Source organism: Exiguobacterium sp. s63 (assembly GCF_018617335.1).
Lineage (GTDB): Bacteria > Bacillota > Bacilli > Exiguobacteriales > Exiguobacteriaceae > Exiguobacterium.
Window position 1 is genome coordinate 426,553 of the sequence record NZ_JACSKB010000001.1, and the last position, 23,362, is coordinate 449,914.

Below are 23,362 nucleotides of genomic sequence, written 5' to 3' on the forward strand. Positions count from 1 at the left end.
CTCCTTAAAATTCTCGGACGCGAATCACGCCCTTGATTTCGTAAAGCGCATGAATGGACAATGGTTCATGCTCAAAGTTGTCTAAATCAATTAACGTATAGGCCATTTCACCACGACTACGATTGACCATGTTGTCAATGTTTAATCCGTGAGAGGCGAGCTCCCCTGTGATTTGTCCGACCATGTTCGGTACGTTCTGATGTAAAATTCCGAGTCTACGTTTTCCTGTATACGGAAGTTCTACATTCGGGAAATTGGCAGACGATCGAATATTGCCGGTCTCTAAATATAATTTGAGTGTTTCGACGGCTTGGACGGCACAGTTGACTTCCGATTCCTTCGTCGATGCACCGAGATGAGGCAATGCCATCACTTGAGGGTGTCCGATGAGCGAGTGCCGAGGGAAATCAGTGATATATAACCCAACATGATGATGGAACGCCTCTACTAGATCGTCATCATTTATGAGCTCTCCGCGTGCGAAATTCAATACGGTCATACTTGGCTTCATCCGCTCGAACCAGCTCCGGTCGATGCTGAAGCGGGTCTCTTTCGTTAGCGGCATATGGATTGACAAGATGTCAACCACCCCTAGAACCTCACTTAAGTGTTTGGCACGTGTGACGTGTTTCGAAATGTTCCAAGCGGCATCGACTGATAGATGTGGGTCATATCCGATGACATCGACCCCGAGTTGGAGTAGATCGTTAGCGAGTGAAGCTCCGATCGCCCCAAGACCGATGATGCCCACTTTTTTACCGCGTAATTCGGACCCGAGAAATTGTCGCTTCTGTTGTTCCATCGCTTCTTCTAACAGAGCTTGTGACGCGACCGTCTGTTCGTTCACCCAATTAAAGCCGTTCACAATCGGTCTGACCGAGAGAATCATACTGGCAAGGACGAGTTCTTTTACCGCATTCGCATTCGCACCAGGAGTATGAAACGCCACGATCCCTTGTTTAGCGAGCTGATCAAGCGGGAGATTGTTGACGCCGGCTCCGGCTCTGGCAATGGCAAGTAAATGTGGCGGAATCACTTCATCGTGCACGTCATGACTTCGAAGTACCCAGGCATCGGCTTGATCTGACGCATTGATCATATACTCGTTCGGTTCAAATCGTTTTAAGCCGGCAGCAGCGATTTGGTTAAATGTTTTGATGTGATACATTCGTTTCCTCCTCAAATGCTCTCATGACGTCAACAAGTCGTTCTGCTCCTTCTAGCGGCATCGCGTTGTATAGACTCGCACGTAATCCACCGACAGAACGATGTCCGCCGAGCTCGAGTAATCCATGTTCTCGGGCAAACTGTTGAAAGTTCCTGTCTCGATCACGGTCACCCGTCGTGAACGGGATGTTCGTCAAGGAACGGCGTTCTCCCGACACGAGAGGAGAAAATACGTGCGATTGTTCAAGAAACGAATAGACCCTCTCGCTTTTTTCACGGTTTAGTCGCTCCATTGCCTCGACACCACCTTGATCTTCGACCCATTTGAGAACACGTTCGGCCACATACATACTGAACGTCGATGGTGTGTTAAATAACGTATCGACATGAGACGCGTAATGAAGGTAACTCGGCAACTCCATCGACTGAATCAAGTCGCGACGGATGATGACGACCGTCAGTCCTGCTGGTCCAATATTTTTCTGGGCACCCGCATAAATCATCCCGAAACGCTCGACGTCAATCTGCTCGGCAAGGATATTCGAAGAGGCATCCGCGATGACCGGGACGTCCACGTCAGGTATGTTTGTAAACCGGGTTCCTTCAATCGTATTATTCAGTGTGACGTGAAGGTAGTCGACATCTTGAGCAAGGCTCGGTTCAAATGACATCCCCCCCGTCTCATCAATGATTGGGTGAATGACGTTGACCTCTCCAAAGTGCCTGGCATCTTCTAGCGCTTTTTTAGACCAAATCCCTGTATCGATATAGGCGAATCGATTTCGATTCCGTAAATTCATCGGGAGCATGGAAAATTGCAGCGTCGCCCCACCTTGAAGCCAGAGAAGGGCATAACTCTCAGGAATATACATTAGTCTCCTCAATCTCGCTTCAAGAGCGTCGACTACATGTTGGAACGACTCCGAGCGATGACTCGTTTCGATAATGGAGACCCCTTCATGTTCAAATGACAGGAGATGTTGTTGAATCTCTTGCATCACTTCTTTTGGTAGCATGCCGGGACCCGCAGAATATGTATACGTCGACACGGTGTTTCCTCCTCTTTGATCTGTCTAAGGGTGTACTCTTCCTTAAACGAAGTGCCATTTCCTGCCTAAACAAAAAAATCACCCCGATTCGAAAATCAGGGTGATTCAATCCAATTATTCTTCGTCCATCGATAGTACAGACATGAACGCTTCTTGCGGGACTTCGACAGACCCGACCATCTTCATGCGTTTCTTACCTTCTTTTTGTTTCTCGAGGAGTTTACGCTTACGTGAGATGTCTCCCCCATAACATTTAGCCAAAACGTTTTTACGAAGGGCTTTGATTGTCGAACGGGCAACAATTTTCGTTCCAACGGCAGCCTGTACCGGGACTTCGAACTGCATCCGTGGGATGAGTGCTTTCAATTTCTCAACGATGACTTTTCCGCGCTCATATGCGAAGTCACGGTGAACGATGAAGCTAAGCGCATCGACCACTTCGTTGTTGAGCAAGATATCCATCTTCACGAGACGTGATTGACGATAGCCGATCAACTCATAGTCGAGAGACGCATATCCTTTCGTACTCGATTTCAACTGATCGAAGAAATCGTAAACGATCTCACTAAGTGGGATCTCATACGTGATTTTGACACGTGTCGTATCGATATATTGCATATCGATGAACGTTCCACGTTTCTTCTGGCAAAGTTCCATGATGGCACCTACGTAATCGTTTGGTGTCATGACAGCCGCCTTGACGTATGGTTCTTCAATCGATTCCACTTTTTGTTGTTCCGGCATTTTCGATGGGTTATCGACGTGGACGACCTCTCCTGAAGTTGTCGTCACATGGTAAATTACCGATGGTGCCGTTGTGATCAAGTCGATGTTAAACTCACGTTCAATCCGTTCTTGAATGATTTCCATGTGAAGCATTCCGAGGAATCCACAACGGAAACCAAATCCGAGCGCTTGTGACGTTTCTGGTTCAAACTCGAGCGCGGCATCAGAAAGTTGAAGCTTTTCAAGTGCCTCACGGAGGTCGTTGTAGTTGGCTGCATCAATCGGATACAATCCACAATACACCATCGGATTCATTTTGCGGTAACCCGGAAGTTGTTCTGTTGCCGGGTTTTTCGCAAGCGTGATCGTGTCCCCGACACGAACATCACCAACTGTTTTAATTGACGCTGAAAGCGTACCTACATCCCCGACATTCAATTCTTTGACGGAGACAGGTTTCGGTGTTGATACCCCGAGGTCTGTCACTTCGAACGTTTTGCCTGTCGCCATCATTTGAACTTTATCTCCCACTTTGACAGAACCATTGACGATTCGAATCGATGCGACGACACCACGATATGCATCGTAGTACGAGTCAAAAATGAGGGCTTGTAACGGCTCTGACGGGTCACCTGTTGGAGGTGGCACGAGTTCGACGATTTGCTCGAGGATTTCCTCGATTCCAATCCCTGCCTTCGCAGAAGTCGGGACTGCATCACTCGCGTCGAGCCCGATGACATCTTCAATTTCTTGACGCACACGCTCGACGTCCGCTGACGGCAAGTCGATTTTATTGATGACCGGAATGATTTCGAGGTCGTTATCGAGTGCTAAATAAACGTTTGCGAGCGTTTGCGCTTCAATCCCTTGAGCCGCATCGACGACGAGAATCGCACCCTCACATGCTGCAAGTGAACGCGACACTTCATACGTGAAGTCGACGTGTCCTGGCGTGTCAATCAAGTGAAGAATATACTCTTCTCCGTCTTTTGCCGTATAGTTTAATTTAACAGCGTTTAATTTAATCGTAATACCACGTTCACGCTCAAGATCCATCGCGTCAAGCGTTTGCTCTTTCATCTCACGAGCCGTGAGTGCACCTGTTTTCTCAAGAATCCGGTCAGCGAGCGTCGACTTTCCATGATCGATATGGGCGATGATGGAAAAGTTACGAATCTTCTTCTGACGATTCTCTAATTCTTGTTTGTTCATATATGGGTTCACCTATCCTTCTCATGCATACCGTGTCATTATATCAAAATCCTAAAGTAATGTGTACGACCTACTACAACAATACCACATATAGTTTTCAGAATAATCATCAAGTGGTTGCTTTTCATATAACCGTTTGCTACAATTGTGCTTGTTCTGTTGAATGATTACTTGAAGTAATAAGAACATACACTTTCTTGTTTCAGGAGGTGACAAACAATGGCAAACATCAAATCAGCAATCAAACGTGCAAAAACTTCTGAAAAGCGTCGTGTTGCGAACTCACAAGAGAAAGCGGCAATGCGTACAGCAGTAAAACGTGTTGATGCTCTCGTACTTGAAGGAAACAAAGAAGCTGCTCAAGAAGCTTTCGTCCTCGCTACGAAGAAGCTCGACAAGGCTGCATCAAAAGGCCTTATCCACAAAAACAAAGCAGGTCGTGATAAATCACGCCTCGCAGCTCGTATCGCTGCTCTCTAATTAGAGACCAAACGAAACAGCCGCCTCCTATTTGGAGCCGGCTGTTTTTTTGTATACCATGACGTAATGAGGGCCGATGCCCGGAATATCGAACGATTCACCGATTCGTGTAAGACCATTCCGTTCATAGAAACGAACGGCCACCTCTCTTGCATTACACCACCATGAATCATCAAGCTCTTCATGCAGTGCCTGTAAAAACCGAGAGCCGATCCCTTGTCCAGCTTGCTCCGGGTTTGTCGCCATCCCTCGCAATTGAAGCGGAATCTTCACCCCATCGATTCGCTTCGAAGACTGCATGACTGTAGCGATCGACTGCACTTGATCGCCTTCAACCCAGGCGAAATGACGGGTCGTCGACGCATCATCCCCATCAAAATAACACGTCTCCACGCTCTTACCTGGTCTGAGTACGATATGTCGAAGTGGGATGACATCTTCGAGTGTGACTTGTTTAAATCCCATTTTCCCACCTCACAATAGGGCTAGTTGGCAAACGAGCGTATCGAATACGATTTGCTTGTCGCCGCGACCTGTTTTCATTGCCTCATCCGCATCTGCAATCAACGTCAGCGCTTGAGCGAGCTGCGCTTCTGAAAAGTTACGACTCGCTTGCGTCGCCAGTTTTACGGTATAAGGATGCGCTCCAATCTTAGAGGCAATTTGCTTCTCTCCATACCCTGCTTCAGTCAACTGTTTTGATAAGTACATGTTTCGGTATTGCCTCGCTAACAAACTGAGAAGACCGATTAGTTCTTGTCCTTGTTTCTCTAAGTCTCGGACCAATCGAAGTGCTGCGTCCGCACGGCGTTTGACGAGAAGCTCAGACAGCTGAAAGACGTTATCCTCTAGCGTGCGCGGCACTAAATCATTTACGATGTCAATCGGGATCATAGCACCTGTTCCGGCATATAACTGAAGCTTTTCTAATTCTCGGACTAATTTTCCCCAGTCATCTTGACAGAGGAACAGCAGTCGCTCTATGGTCGCCCGCTCCATTTTCTGTTGTTCTTGACTGAGCGTATCATTCACATACCGCATCAATTCTGCCTGACTCGGTTTTTTTGCTTCAAGTACGATGGCCCGCTCTTTCAGACGTTTCACGATTTTTTTTCGTTCATCGAGTTTTTCTGACTCGACGATGAAGACGAGAACGGAGTAAGTTGCCGGTTGAACAACATATTCGGCAAGACGGTCGACGTTATGCTTTTGCTTTTCTTTCGCTCCCGTCAAAAATTGAGCATTCTTGACGATCACCGTCCGATATTCACTAAAGAACGGAACGGTTTCCGCTTCATCGAGGGCAGTATCTAATGACGTTTCTTGAAGATCGAGTTGCATGACGTCAAATTGATCACCGGACGGATTCGCCGACTTCACAATCCCGCGTTCCCACGTTTCAAGTAAATACTTTTCGGTGCCATGGAGAACATAGACGCTCGCTAGTTTACCATTATGTAACCACGGTTCATTCAAAACACACACCACTTTCACAATTTATTCTCATCTAAACATAGATTATCTTCGCATGATTCGCTATACTTATAAAGGAAGTATGATAAGGAGGGACCTAATATGCAAATCAACTCAGTACGCCCACCGAGTGAAAACCCGTTTGAAAATGACGTTCAATGCAAACGTAATGACGCCATCGACTCTGCGATCGGCTTCATCGTCCCATTTGGCTTTTTCTTTACGATTTTCTTCATCGGTGTCATCATCAAATTCTTGAGCCTATAAGTTTTCAAACGATTGCCCCGGGGGAGCAATCGTTTTTTAGTGTATCACATTTATTCATACGCTACTCAATGATCCCCCGACACATTCTTTTTTCGCAGACAATCATGCCATCGACATCGGTACGTAATAAGTGTCGCCCCGCAATTCGCTGCAGTGTCTCCTCGTGAGGATGCCCATAGCGGTTGTTCGCACCGACACTCGCGATGACCCATTCTGGGGCAATTCGTCGAAGTAACGCTTCACCGGAGGATGTGTTTGAACCGTGATGCCCCAGCTTAAAGACATCGACGTCAAGTGTCGGTAAGTTGTCTTCTTCCTCAATCGGCAAATCTCCTGTCAACAAGTATCGCATACCACCCACGTTCATGTAGAGACTGATAGAATGTTCATTTTCGTCTCCATGTGGTTGGTCTGGTGCCACAATCCACATCCAAGGGAACGGACGATCTCCCGCCTCGACGTAACGAATTCTCGTCCCGTATGTTGTCGCGAGTTGAACAAGCTCTTCTCGTTTTTCTTTATCCGCCACTTCTTTTGATAACCATATCTCTTTGACGGTCACGTGCTTCAACAAGCCTTCTAACCCTCCTGTATGATCGTGGTCTGCATGTGTGAGCATGACGAAATCAAGCGAGTGCTCACCACGTTTCCAAATATAAGGCGCAACGACATCAGCCCCTGGGTCATAGACTGATTTTTTTTGCTCATTCGGATCTTGAAAAACACCCCCGACATCGATAATCCCCATGATCCCCCCTGATTCTACGACAATCGCATCACCCTGACCAACGTCTAAAAATGTCACCCTAGAGCTCTCTGACCATTCAGACCAACCCACAACGGCCCCACACGTTAACAGGACAATGCCCCATCCGAGCCATCGCTTTTTTTCCATAAGGAGCAAACTTCCCCATATCCCGATTGCCAAGACGATTTGAGAAGGGACTGCGAGTTCGTGTAATGGTATCCACGGTCGATTCTGATCATGAATCGAAAAAACACCGCTCACAGCATCCAGCACGACCATAAACAATGGAGCGACTTTTGGAATGAGCCAAGTGGCAAAAGCAAGCGGCATAATCACCCATGATATGCAAATCGCCATCACTATATTCAAAATCGGTGCCAAAAGAGACAAAACCGGTTGAACCTGCCAAAGAACCAATAATCCAAACAACTGTGCAAAGAGTGACAGTTCGAACAATCCGGTCCAGATTCGTCTCGTGACCAGTAAGAAAAAAGTCATGCCAACCGTCAATTGAAAACCAAGATTCATCACTAGGAACGGCTGAACGGACAACATGCCAGCTGCACACCAACTGAGAAGTCGAATCGGGTCCCGAACTGTCACACCAAATAGCGAGAGGAGCAGGATTACATCCGCCACTACGACCGCGCGGGCGACCGGTGGCGAGAAACCCGTTACCCATCCAAATGCGGTAATCGTTAAGAGGATACATACTGTCTTCGTTTCACGTCGAAATGGGATTCGGTGTAACATTGCCCGGAAAATGATGATCAACATGGCAATATGAGATCCCGAAATGACGAGAAGGTGGAGGAGTCCCGTCACGCGATAGGAAAATGAGGTCTCTTCATCCAGCATACGGCTCTCTCCAAACAATAACGCCTCAATATATAATGAAACGTCTGCCCGATAACGCTTTTCGATCTGTTGAAGTTGTCGTTCTTTCCATCTCAACATACGGCCATGCAACCCGGAAGTTGGATGGCACGCACCGATTCGAACCACCTTTCCTTTAAACGATATGTTCGCACTCTCCGCCCAAGCTCGTTCATCAAAACCACCAGTATTTCGAAGTGGTTGAAATTCTTCCTGTTTCATTTTAACGAGACAGGTCTCTCCAGGTTTTCCGCCAGCTAGTTCGCGCCCTCGCAATACACCTTGAAGACCGTCTACGTTCCCATAAAGTCTTACCGATTTTCCATTCTCTTTTCGACTTTCGATTGAGAAGGCAATCGTGTCTGACGGTAACGATTCTGTAGGGGTCGTATGGAACGATGCGATACAGATGAGTCCAATCACTCCGGCTTTCGCATACAGGCCTTGCCCACGTCGTGTGACCAGATAAAAGACACTAGCGACCACAGAAACCAAATAGAATCTTTCTGTCAAGCCGGTTATAATAAGCACCGCAAACAATGGAAACAGCGGCATTCTATGGCACCAATAAGTATGGCTTCATACTTTCTAGCGTCTTTTCCCCGAAGCCTTTCACATCTCCTAACTCTTCATACGTTTTAAACGGACCATGTTCTTTCAGATGATTTAAAATCGCCTCAGCCTTTGCCGGTCCGATTCCCGGAACTGACATCAGTTCTTCTTTCGTCGCACTATTCACATGAATACCGTTCGATTCTACTTCCGAACTTGGTGTCGCTTGCGCAATCGGCGGGTCACCTTTTTTAGGAACGATGATTTTAACCCCATCGACCAACAATTGAGCCAAGTTTAACTGTTCCGGGTCGGCTTCATTTGTTAAAACAGCCAAAGACAGGACATCACCGACTCTCGCCCCTTCAGGCACGGTATATACGTCCGGAGACTCGACCGCCCCCGTAACATAGACAACGAGCTCTAAACGCTCTGGTGTCACCGATTGCCCAACTTCTTCCGTTTCCATCACAAAATCATCGACAACGCGTTGCTCCGGTTCTTTCTTATAAAACAAATACCCGACACCTAGGAATAAAACGACGACGAGACCGATTACGAGCTGTTTCCATCTATCCATCCGATTCACCACCTGATTTAACTGTTGCATCTAGTATGCCGAATCACACCTCTTGAGACATGGCCCCTTCTTCTCTGGAGTCGTGCCCTTAGGGATTGTTTTACGTGGGTATTACAGACTGCACTCATACGTGTAACGCTCTTCAATCACTCAATTTCATGACAAAAAACGAAGGCCAACTCGTGGCCTCCGTTTATACTGTTCACGCTAGATTATTCTTCTTCGAAATGTTGGACCTGACCAGCAAGTGCCGCCGCCTGTCCTTCTAATTCTTGCATCAATGTAAAGATTTGATCGAAGCTCGCTTGCTGTTCTTTCATAGAGGCTGCTACTTCTTCATTTCCAGCCGCCAATTCTTCTGTCACACCAGATACTTCCTCGACCCGACGCAAGACGTTGTTTACCTCGTTACTCGATGTACGCATCTCTTGTTCAATCGTACGCACGAACGAAGCGACATGGTCTGTTCGTTCATGAATTCGGTTGAACGCTTCTTTCGTCAATCCGAACGCTTCTAGTTGCGCTTCTTGCTCACGTTTTGATTCGTTCACCGTTTCCGTCAAACGTACGACTTCTTGTTGAATCGTTTCGACGACGTGGAAAATGGAACGGGTTGCTTTATTGCTTTCTTCTGCCAACTTCTTCACTTCACTCGCAACGACCGCGAAGCCACGTCCTGCTTCACCAGCACGTGCCGCTTCAATCGCTGCGTTCAAAGCGAGTAAGTTCGTCTGTGCCGCAACATCTTCGACGAGTTTCGCCATCGATTCGATCTCTGCCGTCTGTCTCGCAAAGTGGTCCATTCGTGTGACGAGCACTTCATTCCGTTCGCTTGAGCGGTCGAGAATATGCTCTTGATCGGTTAACGTCTCAATTCCAGCCGCTACTTCACGTGTCATCTCAGACGTTTCTTCCGTCGTCTGCTTCGTCTGATTCAAGCTTGTCTCAAAGGAAGTCGCCATCGTATGAACCGAGCTGAGTGTCTCCTGCAATTCATTTGCGATCGATTGCGCACCATGCGCCATTTCATCAACAGCATTTGTAATGTTAGACGTTGTACTCACGACTGCCTCATTCTCAGCCGCTGCCGTTTCGGTCATGCCGTTCACTTTCATCGACGTGACACGAATTGAGCCAATCACGGTTTGAAGAGATGCCGTCATATCTCGCATGGCACGTTCTAATCGACCAATCTCATCTTTTCGCGTCGATTCCGGTAACGTGACGAGACGTCCCGCCGCAATCGCTTCAGCTACTTCTACGTTTCGTTCGAGCGGTCGTGTGATTGAACGGGCAAAGAAGAAGTTATAGACACCAAGGGCTAAAATCACGAGAATCGTCAAGAGAATCGAAATCCATAATAGACGCTCCGTCTCATCCGCCGCTTCTACTTGAAGTGCCTCATAAAATGATCCATTTTTCGCAATCAATGTATTGATGTCGTTTAGTAATCCTTCCAATTTCGCTGCCTGGATTCGAGCACCGATCCCACCTTCAAGTGCCGACTCGACGTCTTCATTCACTTGCTCATATTTCATCGTGGCCCGTTCCAAATGATTTGAAAATGCCGGAATCAAATAAGACTGTTTCAAATCACTAAATGTTTCTTCGTTCGTCACGCGAATCCGCTCGAGTTGTGTCAACGTCGATTGATTGGACTGTTCGCCAAGTGACGTCCAGAGGGATTGCTCTTGTAAAAGTGACGTTTCAAGTTGAGACAATTCAATCATTTGACTGCCGTACTGCTCATTATACGTTTGTAAGCGATTCAAGGTCGACAACACATAGCTCATCATCAGAACAATCAAGACGACGGTGAACACGGTCGAGAAGATAAAACGTTTACGTAAGCTCATTCGAGTGTCCTCTCCTTCAATTGACGTTCTACTGATTCATACTCCGTTGTCTCTTTTTCATCCCATTGAATACGACGAAGTGGGGCTAACCCAACGCCACCTTCTTCAATACCTAGAATGACATGATCATTAAATGGCTTTTCCGTGACACGACCCGCAATTTCCACAATCGCCAAATCGACTTGTTTCAACATCGATGTCACGACCGCATCCGGTGCGATCATCGATTGGTCACTATCGACTCCGATTGCTTTGATGCCGTATTTTTCAGCCGTTTCGAGTACACCGACCCCTGTAAGTCCCGCTGCTGCATAAAGAACGTCTGCCCCTTCTTTAATTTGCTTCTCAGCGAGTTCACGACCGAGTTCCGGTGAAGCAAAGTCATTTGAGAAATCGACGAGCATCTCCACATCCTCGTTCACTGCCTTCGCGCCACGCTCAAACCCTGCTTCAAATTTTTGAATGAGTTCAATGTCCATCCCACCGATGAATCCGATCGTATCGGATTCCGTTTCAAGACCGGCCACCGCACCAGCAAGCGTACTACCTTCTCCCTCTTCGAACGTGATGTTCAAGACGTTTGGAAGTTCAGAAACGCCATCAATGAGGGCAAATTGCTGATCTGGGTGTTCTGCCGCTACAGCCTCTAAGTCTTCTTGACACGCAAAACCAAGACCGACGATCACATCATGTCCCTCTTCTACCAATTCTTCAAAACCAACCTTATACGTCTCTGTTTCTGCTAATTCACGATAATCAACGAACCAACTGCCCGTTTCACGTAGCTCACCCATTCCACGCATGGCTGCGTCACTGAACGATTGGTCCCCGAGACCAACGTCAGATAGGACGACCCCCATCGTCTGTCGTTCTTCTACCGTGGTATTCGGGTTGTCGATTACCGACTGACAACCGGACAACCAAAGGGTGCAGGCTGTGATTGTACTGAGCATTATGCTTTTCTTCATGTATTCAATACTCCCTCTCTCTAATGGTCTGACAACCCTTATATCGACCGAGAAGGCATTGTTCTCCATGATTTTTTTTAAAAGTTGTGGGAATAAAAAAGCCATAGACATTGTCCATGGCTTTGTACACTTATTCTTTAGAAGCAGCAACCGTCGTATCGGCTAATTCTCGCTCCGGTGTTGGCGTTTTCGCAACGTTCCCTTTTCCAGCAAAGTTCTCGAGCAAGTCTTTCATATCGATGCCCGATGAAGCTTTTAACGTTTGTTGAAGTGAGGCCATGAGGTCGGTTGCGTAACCTGTTACTTTACCGGCTCCACCGTTTTGACCGCTCCCCGTGTCAACGACCGTAATCTGATCGATGTTACCAAGTGGCGATGCAATCTCTTTCGCATAATCAGGAAGCATCTTGACGACCATATCGAGAATCGCCGCTTGTCCGTATTGCGCGAAGGCTTCGGCAATCTTCTCTTTCGCTTCGGCTTCTGCAAGACCAGTCAAACGGATGATTTCCGCTTCCGCCTCACCTTTCGCACGTTCCGAATCCGCTTCTGCAAGACCTGCCAAACGTACGCGTTCCGCATCGGCTTTCGCCTGTGCTTCAATCCGATACTTCTCAGCATCCGCGATTGCGATTTGACGTGCTTTGTCCGCAGCGGCAGACTGTTCGATCGAGTATCGATCCGCATCGGCTTTTTTCTTCACTTCTGAATCATACTGCTTCTCACGACGCATGATCTCTTTCTCTTCGAGCTCGATTTGTTTTTGACGCTCGATGATTTGAACTTGCATCTGTTGTTCGGTGACTTCTTGTTTCGCACGCGCTTCCTCAAGCTCATACGCTTGGTCGGCCCGGGCTTTGGCAACGTCTTGTTCACGGCGATATGCCGCAATCCGGAGTTGGTTCTCTTTCTCAGCTTCCGCGATTTCAGACGCACGCTCAAGTTCGGCCTTCTTCGCATCTTTCATGGCTTCCGCCTGTTTGATGCGCGTCTCTTTGTCCGCTTCCGCTGTCGCGATGTCAGCATCACGCTTCACTTGCGCAATCCGTGGCTTCCCGAGTGATTCCAAGTAGCCGTTCTTATCCCGCACGTCTTTAATCGTGAACGAGACGATAATCAAACCCATCTTCGCCAAGTCTTGTGAAGCGACACGTTGCACTTCTTGAGAAAACTTGTCTCGATTTTTATAAATTTCTTCGACTGTCATCGATCCAAGAATGGAACGTAGATGCCCTTCAAGTACTTCGCGTGCTTCATTCTCACGTTCAATTTTAGGTTTTCCGAGAAATTGTTCAGCCGCTGTCGCGATTTCACTGATCGATCCGCCGATTTTAATGATGGCCGTTCCGTCCGCCATGACGGGTACACCTTGTTCCGTATATACCTCAGGCGTCGTTACCTCTAATTTGCTTGAGAGCAAGCTGAGGGGTTCCGCTTGCTGGAATACAGGGAGGACGAACGTACCGCCACCACGAATGATTTTCACACGGTTCCCAGATGCATCACTATGTACATTTTTCTTACCTAGATAACTACCTGTCACAATCAACGCCTCATCCGGTCCGACTGTGCGATATTTTAATACGAATACAAATACGAGTGCGAGGATGATGACCCCGACGATGATACTCACTAAAATAGCCGTATTCATGTGTTATTTCTCCTCTCGAATCGTTGGTTCGTCATATGTCATGACGAGTGCGATATTTCCTTTTACTTCAATGATGACTACCCGATACTCAGTCGAAATGGCTGTTCCGTCCATACTTTGTGCAGTTTTTAAGAGGGACCCCGTGACCGTCTCAATCATGACCTCCCCATAGCCTCCTTCAGGGATGGGAACTGTTAACCGACCGACTCGACCGACTAATGCTTCATCCGTCAAACCAATGGACTCTTCCGCATTTGAAAGTGGTAAAAGCACAAACAAATAAAGAAGCGTTGTCAGGGCGAGAGACCCAACGAGTGCAACAGCGAGTCCAATCATCGGGGAGACATGAGCCAATGCGTTTAAAATAAGTCCGATTCCTGCCCCAAGTGCTAAGAACGATAAAATGACTGCAGGGTTAAACCATCCTTCGAACAGATCGAACGCATCAGAGAACATCATATAAACAAACGTTCCGAAACCAGCGATGATCAACACCCACCAATACAGTTGATCGATTGCCTCCATTACCAGCCCTCCTGTCGACGTCTTTGTTCCATCATCAAAACAGCTCGAAGTTGTTCGACTTCTAATGCGAGTTGATGTTCAACCGCATCCCATTCCGACAGTGATGATGTGGATAAGTCGTTCGCTTCCCGAGTTCGACCAATCGAACGTTCAATACGTCGACGATTATATATGTCGACAAGTTCTTGCCGTTCGAGTCGCATCGTCTTTAAAAAATACTCCACTTCTTTTTGAACTTGTACGATTTGATTCGTCACGTCCTCAGAAGATTCTTGCATCAGCAGCCGACGCACTCTCACTTGATGAGCCACTAATTTAGCAATCCTCTCTTCGAGTTCGAGAATGTGCTTATATAATTCTTCTATCTCATCTTGATGCGTGTCATCGCGCCACCACACGTCCATCTCACCTCACTTTTCTCTACTCTCTTCCATATACGTCAAATGCTCATCTCTGGTTTCAAAAAATCATAAAAAAATGTAAAATGAATTTGCCAGCCAGAAAGGAAGTGCTCATGTTGGGCAACCAAGTCATCAAACTATCAAGTGCATCACAAGAAAAATTAAAAAAGATGTATCAACAATATGCAGTTTCACCACCACCATATGCGACATTCAGTGCCAAGACACCAGGATTTGTCGTCACCATCTATCAATCTGGGAAAGTGATGTTCCAAGGAAAAGATGCCGAGACCGAGGCAGTGAAATGGGGAACACCAGCCGAGAAGAAACAAGCATCCGCACCGAACACCATCTTACCTGAAGGATTCTCAAATTGGTCTGTCGTCGGAAGCGATGAGGTCGGGAAAGGGGACTATTTCGGACCACTCGTCGTCGTCGCAGCATTCGTGTCACATGACAAAATTGCACTCGTCAAAGAACTCGGTGTGAAGGACTCCAAACAGCTATCCGATCCTGAAATCATCCGGATCGCGAAGGATTTACATGCAACCATTCCTTATCAAAAGGCGACATTGCATAATCCAGTCTATAACAAGATGCAACGAACGATGACACAAGGAAAGATGACCGCCATCGCGCATAATGCTGCGCTCCGAGCGCTACTTGAAAAAATCGACGTGAAGCCCGCTGCCGTTTTAATCGATCAGTTTGCGGAAAAATCCATCTACTACCAACATCTCCGAGCCGAAAATGATGTCGTCCGTGATGACGTCTACTTTTCAACGAAAGCCGAAGGGCTACACGTCGCCGTTGCAGCCGCATCCATTTTAGCTCGTGCTTTTTTCTTAAAAGAAATGGATAAACTCAGTCAGCAAGTCGGGGTCACCCTCCCAAAAGGTGCAGGCGCAAAAGTCGACCAAGTGGCCGCTCAAATCATACGACGTCATGGAGAAGCGGTTTTACAATCAATTGCCAAAGTACATTTTGCGAACACGAAGAAAGCGATCAACTTGAACAAACGTCGTTTGTAGAGCTTCGTCATCGATTATGGTATACTCTTTTTATGGTTAAATGAACTTAAAATTTTTGGAGGATAGCGTTCATGCTGCATTATAAAACCTATACGATTAGTGATGACCACCCTTGGGTCATCTTTATACACGGAGCGGGCGGAAGTCTGTCTCATTGGTATCGTCAACTTCGACCATTTCGCAAAAAATATAATGTGTTACTCGTTGATTTACGAGGTCATGGCGGTTCGTACGACGCCGAACAGTCACTTAAACAACCGCTGAATGCCTATACGTTCGAGGCGGTCGCAAAAGATGTGATTGAAGTCATGGACCACCTAGGGATTGAAAAAGGTCATATGGTTGGACTCTCGTTAGGAACGATTGTCATTCAAGCCATGTTCGAGCATTATCCGAATCGTATCGCTTCGGTCGTTCTCGGCGGGGCCATCGTCAAATTCAATGTCCGCTCTACCATGCTGATCCGGCTAGGTAGCCTCGTCCGAAACTTCGTCCCCTATATGTGGCTGTATAAGTTGTTCGCTTGGATTTTGCTCCCGAAAAAACGTCATAAAAAATCTAGAATGATGTTCGTCCGGGATGCAGCGAACTTATGTCAACGTGAATTTATCCGCTGGTTCAAGATGACGGAAAATATTAACCCGTTATTGAACCAGTTCACGTCGATTCAGACGAACGTCCCAATCCTATATATTATGGGTGATGAGGATTATATGTTCCTCGAAGCTGTCGAACGAACAGCGAAACATCAACCTACGGCAATCGTGGAAATCGTCACGGACTCAGGACATGTCGTCAACGTAGACCAACCTGATCGATTTAATTCGTTGTCGATGAACTTTATCGATCATCAGATTCAAGCACGTTCATTACAAATGAGCTAAATCAGGAGGCCACTAGGCTTCCTGAATTTTTTTCTTTTTATTTTCAGAAAATATTGATTATTACAAAAATAGATGGTATTCTTTAGCAAATCCAACGAAGAGGAGATGCTCGAGATGTCCAATCCCGTACATATGAACAGCCTGCTGATTATTATTCGACTGAGGGACTGAAATCGTTTTGTTTTCAAAAACGACTTTTCAGGCCCTTGTTCCCGTGGTAATCGGACAGGCGCCTGCAGATTGAAACCGCGCCTATCCTTGATGGATAGGTTTTTTTATTGGCATATAGACATAGAGGAGATGATGGAAGTGAAGCAGTATATGATGGATCGAATGGTAAAAATTTCAGCAGGTATGGCAAACGCCGTCCTCGTCACACTCGGTGTCGGTCTATTGATCGAGACGATTGGTAATTTGACCGGAATCGCGATGCTCGTTCAAATTGGACAAGTTGCCAAATCACTGTTGGCACCCGCATTAGGTGCCGGCGTCGCGTTTCAACTTGGGAGCAACACGCTCATCTTGTTTAGCGCGATGATTGCCGCAACCATTGGCGGTGCAGCTTTAAAAGCGACAGAAAGCGGACTCGTCCTCGTTCCAGGTCAACCGATTAGCGCATTGATTGCAGCGGCGGCTGCTGTCTGGCTTGGAAAACGGGTCCTCGGAAAAACAAAGTTTGATATGATGGTCGTTCCGGTCACGGCCGTTCTCGGAGGTGGGATTGTCGGCGTTGCTGCGGCAGCGGTCACGACTCCTCTCATCAACTCGATCAGCCAAGGAATCACCGCATCCGTTGAAACGTCACCGATTGCCACATCTCTTGTCATCGCGCTTGTCTTCAGTGTCATGCTCATGTCACCTGCATCATCTGCCGCACTCGCCATCGCCCTTCAACTGGATCCTGTCGCCAGCGCCGCTGCCTTGATCGGTTGCTCTGCTCAATTTGTTGGCTTCACATTAATGGCATACCGCCAAACCGACCCAGGTGGATTGGTCGCCTCTTTCTTTGTCACACCGAAAGTGCAGTTTCCAAATATCATCAAAAATCCGCGAATCGTCGTCCCACCGTTCATCGCCGCGATGATTTCCGCACCGATTGCCACTTTGATGTTCTCACTCCAAGTCCCGTACGAGATCGCGGGTCTCGGTCTGAACTCCCTCATCGCCCCGCTTCAGATTTTAGCAGTCCAAGGGTTGGATGCATTCCTTATCTTTACGGTGACCGGGGTTGTTCTTCCTGCACTCATTACATGGGCACTTTATCGTGTCACGAGTCTTGTCGGATGGACGAAGTTCGGCGATCTCGCACTCGAGATTCAATAATAAAAGGAGCGTTGTCACAGTGGACAACGCTCCCTATTTTTACGCTCGTAGTTCAGCGCCGTGTGTCGTACGGACCGCCTCGACGATTGTTTCATATGCTGTCGTTACTTCTTCATCCTGTAACGTTCGTGATGGGTCTTGGAACTTGAGTGAGAAGGCAATCGACTTCTCATTCGCCCCAACGTTCTCCCCTGTATACACGTCAAACAAGACGAGGTCAATCAAGAGTGGACCAGCCGCTTGGCGGATCGTTTGTTCCACAGTACCTGCTGGAATCTCACGTGATAAGACAAGTGCCAAATCTCGTGAAATCGATGGGTAACGTGGGACGTCTTGATAAAGAAGTGTCTCGTCTCCACGAAGGGCCAAAAGGTCGAGTTCGAACACATATACTTCCTTCATACCGTAGACGTCTTTCGATGTTCCCGGATGCACTTGTCCGACGTATCCGATGACCTCTCCGTCCATCAAGATGTTCGCCGTGCGGCCCGGGTGCATATCAGGCATCGATACGGCTTCATACGTGACATCAAGGCGAAGCGTTTGGACCAACGTATCGACAATCCCTTTTGCGACGAAATAGTCAACCGGAATCCGTGTTCCTTGCGAACGATGGTCCATCCAAAGACCTGTGACGACGCCAGCTACTCGTTCTTTCTCACGCGGTAAAGTATCCCCTTGCTCCGTGTAGACACGTCCTGTTTCGTAAAGTGCGACGTTCGATTGTTGACGGGCCGTATTATAACGTGCCGCCTCTAACAACCCAGGAACGAGCGACGTACGAAGGACTGAACGTTCTTCACTCATCGGCATCGCTAAACGGACGAGCTGATCGACTTTTCCACCGAAGCGAGTCGCATGTGCCTCACTCGTTAACGAGTACGTAATGGCTTGTGATAAGCCGACTCCTTGTAACAAGCGACGTGTCTGTCTGCGCAATACGTTGATTGCTGGCAAATAGCCTTTCGATTGAGAGGCAGGTAACGTCGATGGGAGACTATCATATCCGTATAGACGTGCCACTTCTTCTGTGATGTCAGCCGGAAGTTCTAAATCCGGACGACGCGATGGAATGTGGACTGTCAACACGTCATCTCCTTCTGTCGCGAGACCGAGACGCTCAAGGATGTGAACGATCGTCTGACGATCGAGCATCATTCCTAAGCGCTTGTTGATATAGTCAATCGACACTTGGATTTCTCGGGCACGTGATTCGGCTTCACCTGAACGCACCGCATCATGAATGGCTCCTCCACCGAGTTCGACAATCAGTTGCGCAGCGCGATCGAGCGCGAGCATGACACGTTCTGGATCAACGCCTTTTTCGAAACGAGCGCTTGAATCTGAACGTAGACCGAGCGTACGGCTCGTCTTACGAACAGATGCAGGGTCAAAATAAGCCGACTCCAAGACGATATCTGTAGTCGTCGCATCCACTTCTGTATTGGCACCACCCATGACGCCTGCGATGGCGACTGGAGCTTGCCCGTCCGTAATCACCATCATCGATGAATCAAGCGTGCGCGTCACGTCATCGAGTGTGACCATTTCTTCTCCATTTTCAGCTTGACGAACCACAATCGAGTTCCCGAGTTTCTTCGCATCGAATGCATGAAGTGGCTGTCCGATTTCAAGCATCACGTAGTTCGTCACGTCGACAATGTTATTGATTGGGCGAACGCCCTCTGCGATCAAGATGTTTTTAAGCCATTGTGGAGATTCTGCAATCGTTACCCCTTTGACTTCACGAGCTGCGTAATATGAACAGTTCGGTGTCGCAAGTTCGATAGATACCTCCGATGGTGATGATGACGTGACATCTGCCGTCGGCAACGTGTATGGACGTTCTAGAATTGCCGCCACTTCATGAATGATTCCATAGAGGCTCAAGCAATCTGAACGGTTCGGAGTCAAGCCGAGTTCGATGACCTCATCGTTCAAGTCGAGTAAATCGAGCACGTCCGCTCCGACTTGTACGGATTCACGGAATGTGTGGATCCCATCTTGCTCGTCTTCCCGAATTTGTTTCTTCTCAAATCCAAGCTCTTCGAGCGAACAGATCATCCCTTGTGATTCGACACCGCGAAGTTTTGCTTTTTTAATCTTAAGCCCTGGTAAGCGCGCGCCAACTTTGGCCACGATCACATGTTGCCCTTCGCTTACGTTCGGTGCACCGCAGACGATTTGAACAGGATCACATTCTCCGATGTCCACTTTCGTCACATTTAATTTATCTGCTTCTGGATGTTTCTCACACGAAAGGACACGACCGACGACGATCCCCGAAAGTCCTTCCCCACGATTTGTCACACTTTCGACTTCGATTCCGTTTTTCGTGATCAAGTCGCCGAGCGCTTCTCCGCTTAAATCGGATACATCAATATATTGATTCAACCATTTTTTTGAAAGTAACATCTGTCTTCCTCCTTAGAATTGCTCGATGAAACGTAAGTCATTTGTGTAGAAATGGCGGATGTCGTCGACGCCGTGTTTGAGCATCGCCATACGCTCCACTCCGATTCCGAATGCGAACCCTGACACCTTTGATGAGTCATAGCCAGCCATCTCCAATACATGCGGATGGACCATTCCGCCTCCGAGAATCTCAATCCAACCGGTTCCTTTACAGACGTTACATCCTTTCCCACCACACTTGAAGCAAGAGATGTCCACTTCGACCGATGGTTCAGTGAACGGGAAGAAGCTTGGACGGAGACGAATTTCGCGCGTTTCTCCGAACAACTGCTTCACGAACACTTCGAGTGTTCCTTTCAAGTCAGCCATCGAAATAGATTCGTCGACAACCAACCCTTCGATTTGCATGAATTGATGCGAGTGCGTCGCATCGTCTTCATCACGACGATATACTTTTCCTGGGCAGATGATGCGAATCGGTTTTCCGTTCGCCTCCAACATCGTGCGAGCCTGTACAGGAGACGTATGAGTACGAAGTAACGTCTCTTCCGTGATATAGAACGAGTCTTGCATGTCTCGTGCCGGGTGGTCTTTCGGCAAGTTGAGCATTTCGAAGTTGTAGAGATCGGTTTCGACTTCAGGACCTTCAGCAATCGTATATCCGAGGCCAACGAACAAGTCTTCCATCTCGTCGATGATCTGTTGTAAGAGGTGACTGTGTCCAGGAGTCGATGTGCGTCCCGGGAGCGTCACATCGAGCGTTTCCGCTTTCAACTTTTCTTCTAACTCAATCGCCTTCACTTCTTCGATTCGAGCATCGAGCGTGCTTTGAATCGCGGTACGTACGGTATTGGCCAGTTCACCAATGACCGGACGTTCCTCGGCAGACAATTTACCCATGCCACGAAGGACCTCGGTCATCGGTCCTTTTTTCCCTAAATATTTGATGCGGACGTCATTCAATGATTTTTGTGTGGACGCCTGTTTGATTTCTTCTAACGCTTCCACCTGTAACTGTTCTAATTGTTCTTTCATGTGTTTGCTTCCTCCTCTACATAAAAAAGTCCCTTCAGTCGTTGACTGAAGGGACGAATCATCGCGGTACCACCCTACTTGGCCACTACATGGCCCACTTGAGAGCATCAATATCGTGATGCCAAACCGGTGTTGTCTCCAACACGACTCCAGAGTGAATTCAGCGACGAATCCGGCAAAGGCTCTCAGTCACGGCCCTTGCTCCCTGAACGGAATCGGTCATTCGCTTACTATGTTCTTTCAACGTCATATCTTATTCATCGATGTGTTTAACCTATCACGTTTTTCACGTGCTGACAAGATTATTGTAAAGCGATGCGATACATTAAAATACCTGCAGCGACCGCCGCATTGAGCGATTCCGCGTCGCCGAGCACCGGAATATGCACACGCGTATCACAGAGTGCTAGTACATCAGCATGAACCCCTTGCGCCTCATTCCCGATGACGAGGGCCACTTTGTCTTCGAATGCAACTTGCTCATACGATGTCGCCTTTGAGAGAGCTGTGCCGTAGACGTGGAATCCGTCCTCTTTTAGCTCAGGTAACTTTTCAAGCAAGTCGACCGAGGTCACGTTCACGTGAAACAGCGACCCTTGTGTGGCACGTACGACTTTGGCGTTGAACGGATCGACCGTCCCTTTCCCAAGTAGCACCGTATCGAATCCGGCAGCATCCGCTGTCCGAATCATCGTCCCGAGATTACCCGGGTCTTGTACTCGATCTAGTACGAGTACTTTCTTCATTTTTCGTTCTACCGGTGTCATCTTCACAACAGCAAATACACCTTGAGTCTTTTCCGTTTCGGAAAGAAGATCTGCGACGTGATCGGATAACTCGAGAACCGGCATCTCTTCGAGTCGCCATGTTCCTTTTGGTGAATACGACTCAGCCACGATGAGTTGGACGAGTCGGCCGGCACGAATGGCCTCGTCCACCAAATGCTCTCCTTCTACTAGAAATTGACCCGTTTCTTGACGACCTTTTTTCGTCATCAATCGTTTTAATCGTTTAATCGTCTCGCTCTTCGTAGACGTAATCTTCGTCATATTATCCCTCTTTCAACCATTGGACCGTTTCGTGGTCTAAACGTTTCGTCAATGCGACAACGAGTTGTACCGCTGCCTCGTAATCATCTTTATGGATGATGGACACGTTCGTGTGTAAATAGCGGACCGGCACCGTCAACGCGATGGCCGGCATCCCAATTCCAGATAGATGGAACCGCCCTGCATCGGTACCACCGCCTGGTGTTAAGTCCAATTGATACTTGATTTCTTGCTCTTTGGCCACGTCAACGATCAGATCGACAAGGCGTGGGTTCGTGACGGTAGTCGCATCAAAGAAGATGACCTGAACCCCGTCTCCGAGTTTTGATAACCCTTCTGCTTGGGTCATCCCTGGCGTATCACTCGGAATGCCTGTATCGACAGCAATCGCCACGTCCGGACGAATCAAGTTGGCAGCGGTCACTGCTCCACGTAAGCCAACCTCTTCCTGTACCGTCGCTCCTGTGTAAACGACACCTGGGAACGATTCTTCCTTCAAACGTTTCGCCGCTTCGACAGCAATTGCACATCCGATGCGGTTATCCCAAGCCTTCGCCATTAAGAAGTTCTCATTTTTCATGACGGTGAATTCACAATGCGGCACGACCGTATCGCCTGGACGAATTCCCCATTCAGCCACTTCGTCCTTCGACGTTGCACCGATGTCTAAGAACATATCTTTGATTTCGACGGGCTTTTTCCGTGCCTCAAGTGGTAGAACATGAGGTGGTTTCGCACCAATGACGCCTGGAATCTTTTCACCAGACCGTGTGACCACATCCATGCGTTGTGCCAATAGCACCTGGTTCCACCAGCCACCGAGCGCTTGGAAACGAAGGAATCCACTCTCTTCCACACGTGTCACCATAAACCCGACTTCATCCATGTGACCCGCAATCATGACACGTGGCCCTTCAGCATCTCCTGTCACTTGGCCAAATAAGCTTCCGAGTCCATCCTGTTCAAACGATTCGACGTGCGGTTCGAGATATTCACGCATCAATTGACGGACTTCTCCCTCATTTCCCGGAACTCCTGTCGCGTCTGTCAAACGTTTTAACATATGTAACGATTCATTCATACCAATCCGCTCC

General features: G+C 47.9%; 21 protein-coding genes. 5 read left to right on the forward strand and 16 right to left on the reverse strand.

Translation table 11 applies throughout. The features are described from left to right. Positions 1-4: 4 nt before the first annotated feature. The 3 genes from KNO90_RS02245 to lepA all read right to left on the reverse strand — a co-directional run bounded on the left by KNO90_RS02245 (position 5) and on the right by lepA (position 4,154). Complete coding sequence (locus KNO90_RS02245) at positions 5-1,168, reverse strand: phosphoglycerate dehydrogenase (RefSeq protein ID WP_215112928.1); 1,164 nt, start codon at positions 1,166-1,168, stop codon at positions 5-7. Continuing rightward, a complete protein-coding gene (gene serC, locus KNO90_RS02250; RefSeq protein ID WP_215112929.1) occupies positions 1,146-2,216 on the reverse strand; it encodes a 3-phosphoserine/phosphohydroxythreonine transaminase in 1,071 nt (356 codons plus the stop codon). The genes KNO90_RS02245 and serC overlap by 23 nt, the downstream gene beginning before the upstream one ends. Positions 2,217-2,330: 114 nt before the next feature. Beyond that, entirely contained in the window at positions 2,331-4,154 is a 1,824-nt protein-coding gene (gene lepA / locus KNO90_RS02255; protein ID WP_214741282.1) for a translation elongation factor 4, read from the reverse strand. 219 nt (positions 4,155-4,373) lie between these two features. Here lepA and rpsT point away from each other — a divergent pair, with 219 nt between their 5' ends. Beyond that, positions 4,374-4,634, forward strand: coding sequence for a 30S ribosomal protein S20 (gene rpsT, locus KNO90_RS02260; protein ID WP_012726675.1), 261 nt, complete (start codon positions 4,374-4,376; stop codon positions 4,632-4,634). A gap of 27 nt (positions 4,635-4,661) precedes the next feature. On the opposite strand, the gene KNO90_RS02265 is transcribed toward rpsT, so the two are convergent. Both KNO90_RS02265 and holA read right to left on the reverse strand, forming a co-directional pair. Further along, positions 4,662-5,099: a GNAT family N-acetyltransferase gene (locus tag KNO90_RS02265; RefSeq protein WP_215112930.1), complete on the reverse strand. Its 438-nt coding sequence runs from the start codon at positions 5,097-5,099 to the stop codon at positions 4,662-4,664. Between the two features lie 9 nt (positions 5,100-5,108). Next, positions 5,109-6,119: a DNA polymerase III subunit delta gene (gene holA / locus KNO90_RS02270; RefSeq protein ID WP_353047831.1), complete on the reverse strand. Its 1,011-nt coding sequence runs from the start codon at positions 6,117-6,119 to the stop codon at positions 5,109-5,111. Positions 6,120-6,209: 90 nt separating this feature from the next. On the opposite strand from holA, the gene KNO90_RS02275 reads away from it, so the two are divergent. Continuing rightward, entirely contained in the window at positions 6,210-6,374 is a 165-nt protein-coding gene (locus KNO90_RS02275) for a YqzM family protein (protein WP_012726678.1), read from the forward strand. Positions 6,375-6,435: 61 nt separating this feature from the next. Here the strand turns inward: KNO90_RS02275 and KNO90_RS02280 are convergent, their stop codons facing one another. From KNO90_RS02280 to KNO90_RS02310, 7 genes are all read right to left on the reverse strand, one after another. After that, positions 6,436-8,553 carry a DNA internalization-related competence protein ComEC/Rec2 gene (locus tag KNO90_RS02280; RefSeq protein WP_215112931.1) on the reverse strand — a complete coding sequence of 706 codons (2,118 nt, stop codon included), beginning with the start codon at positions 8,551-8,553 and terminating at the stop codon, positions 6,436-6,438. Position 8,554: 1 nt separating this feature from the next. Next, complete coding sequence (locus KNO90_RS02285; RefSeq protein ID WP_215112932.1) at positions 8,555-9,130, reverse strand: helix-hairpin-helix domain-containing protein; 576 nt, start codon at positions 9,128-9,130, stop codon at positions 8,555-8,557. Positions 9,131-9,342: 212 nt separating this feature from the next. After that, positions 9,343-10,986 carry a methyl-accepting chemotaxis protein gene (locus KNO90_RS02290; RefSeq protein ID WP_214741291.1) on the reverse strand — a complete coding sequence of 548 codons (1,644 nt, stop codon included), beginning with the start codon at positions 10,984-10,986 and terminating at the stop codon, positions 9,343-9,345. Continuing rightward, positions 10,983-11,954 (reverse strand): BMP family lipoprotein, encoded by a 972-nt coding sequence (locus KNO90_RS02295; RefSeq protein ID WP_215112933.1) that lies wholly within the window; start codon positions 11,952-11,954, stop codon positions 10,983-10,985. The genes KNO90_RS02290 and KNO90_RS02295 overlap by 4 nt, the downstream gene beginning before the upstream one ends. 130 nt (positions 11,955-12,084) lie before the next feature. Continuing rightward, entirely contained in the window at positions 12,085-13,605 is a 1,521-nt protein-coding gene (locus tag KNO90_RS02300; protein ID WP_214741295.1) for a flotillin lipid rafts scaffold protein FloT, read from the reverse strand. Positions 13,606-13,608: 3 nt separating this feature from the next. Further along, positions 13,609-14,130, reverse strand: a complete 522-nt coding sequence (locus tag KNO90_RS02305) for an NfeD family protein (protein ID WP_214741296.1) — start codon at positions 14,128-14,130, stop codon at positions 13,609-13,611. Further along, positions 14,130-14,528, reverse strand: coding sequence for a hypothetical protein (locus tag KNO90_RS02310; RefSeq protein WP_215112934.1), 399 nt, complete (start codon positions 14,526-14,528; stop codon positions 14,130-14,132). The genes KNO90_RS02305 and KNO90_RS02310 overlap by 1 nt, the downstream gene beginning before the upstream one ends. Positions 14,529-14,647: 119 nt before the next feature. Between KNO90_RS02310 and rnhC the strand changes: the two genes are divergently transcribed. The 3 genes from rnhC (at position 14,648) to KNO90_RS02325 (ending at position 17,769) form a co-directional block, all read left to right on the forward strand. Beyond that, the gene (gene rnhC / locus KNO90_RS02315; RefSeq protein WP_483299288.1) at positions 14,648-15,562 is read left to right on the forward strand and encodes a ribonuclease HIII; all 915 of its coding nucleotides are present in this window, start codon (positions 14,648-14,650) and stop codon (positions 15,560-15,562) included. 71 nt (positions 15,563-15,633) lie between these two features. Continuing rightward, a complete protein-coding gene (locus KNO90_RS02320) occupies positions 15,634-16,446 on the forward strand; it encodes an alpha/beta fold hydrolase (protein WP_214741298.1) in 813 nt (270 codons plus the stop codon). A gap of 300 nt (positions 16,447-16,746) precedes the next feature. Beyond that, entirely contained in the window at positions 16,747-17,769 is a 1,023-nt protein-coding gene (locus KNO90_RS02325) for a PTS sugar transporter subunit IIC (protein WP_214741300.1), read from the forward strand. A 39-nt stretch (positions 17,770-17,808) separates the two neighbouring features. Here KNO90_RS02325 and pheT read toward each other — a convergent pair whose 3' ends face one another. The 4 genes from pheT to KNO90_RS02345 all read right to left on the reverse strand — a co-directional run bounded on the left by pheT (position 17,809) and on the right by KNO90_RS02345 (position 23,349). After that, positions 17,809-20,184 carry a phenylalanine--tRNA ligase subunit beta gene (gene pheT, locus KNO90_RS02330; RefSeq protein ID WP_215112936.1) on the reverse strand — a complete coding sequence of 792 codons (2,376 nt, stop codon included), beginning with the start codon at positions 20,182-20,184 and terminating at the stop codon, positions 17,809-17,811. Between the two features lie 12 nt (positions 20,185-20,196). Further along, positions 20,197-21,219, reverse strand: coding sequence for a phenylalanine--tRNA ligase subunit alpha (pheS, locus tag KNO90_RS02335; protein WP_159562521.1), 1,023 nt, complete (start codon positions 21,217-21,219; stop codon positions 20,197-20,199). 302 nt (positions 21,220-21,521) lie between these two features. Beyond that, the gene (locus KNO90_RS02340) at positions 21,522-22,268 is read right to left on the reverse strand and encodes a TrmH family RNA methyltransferase (RefSeq protein ID WP_214741304.1); all 747 of its coding nucleotides are present in this window, start codon (positions 22,266-22,268) and stop codon (positions 21,522-21,524) included. Position 22,269: 1 nt separating this feature from the next. Continuing rightward, positions 22,270-23,349 carry a M42 family metallopeptidase gene (locus KNO90_RS02345; RefSeq protein WP_215112937.1) on the reverse strand — a complete coding sequence of 360 codons (1,080 nt, stop codon included), beginning with the start codon at positions 23,347-23,349 and terminating at the stop codon, positions 22,270-22,272. Positions 23,350-23,362 lie beyond the last annotated feature (13 nt).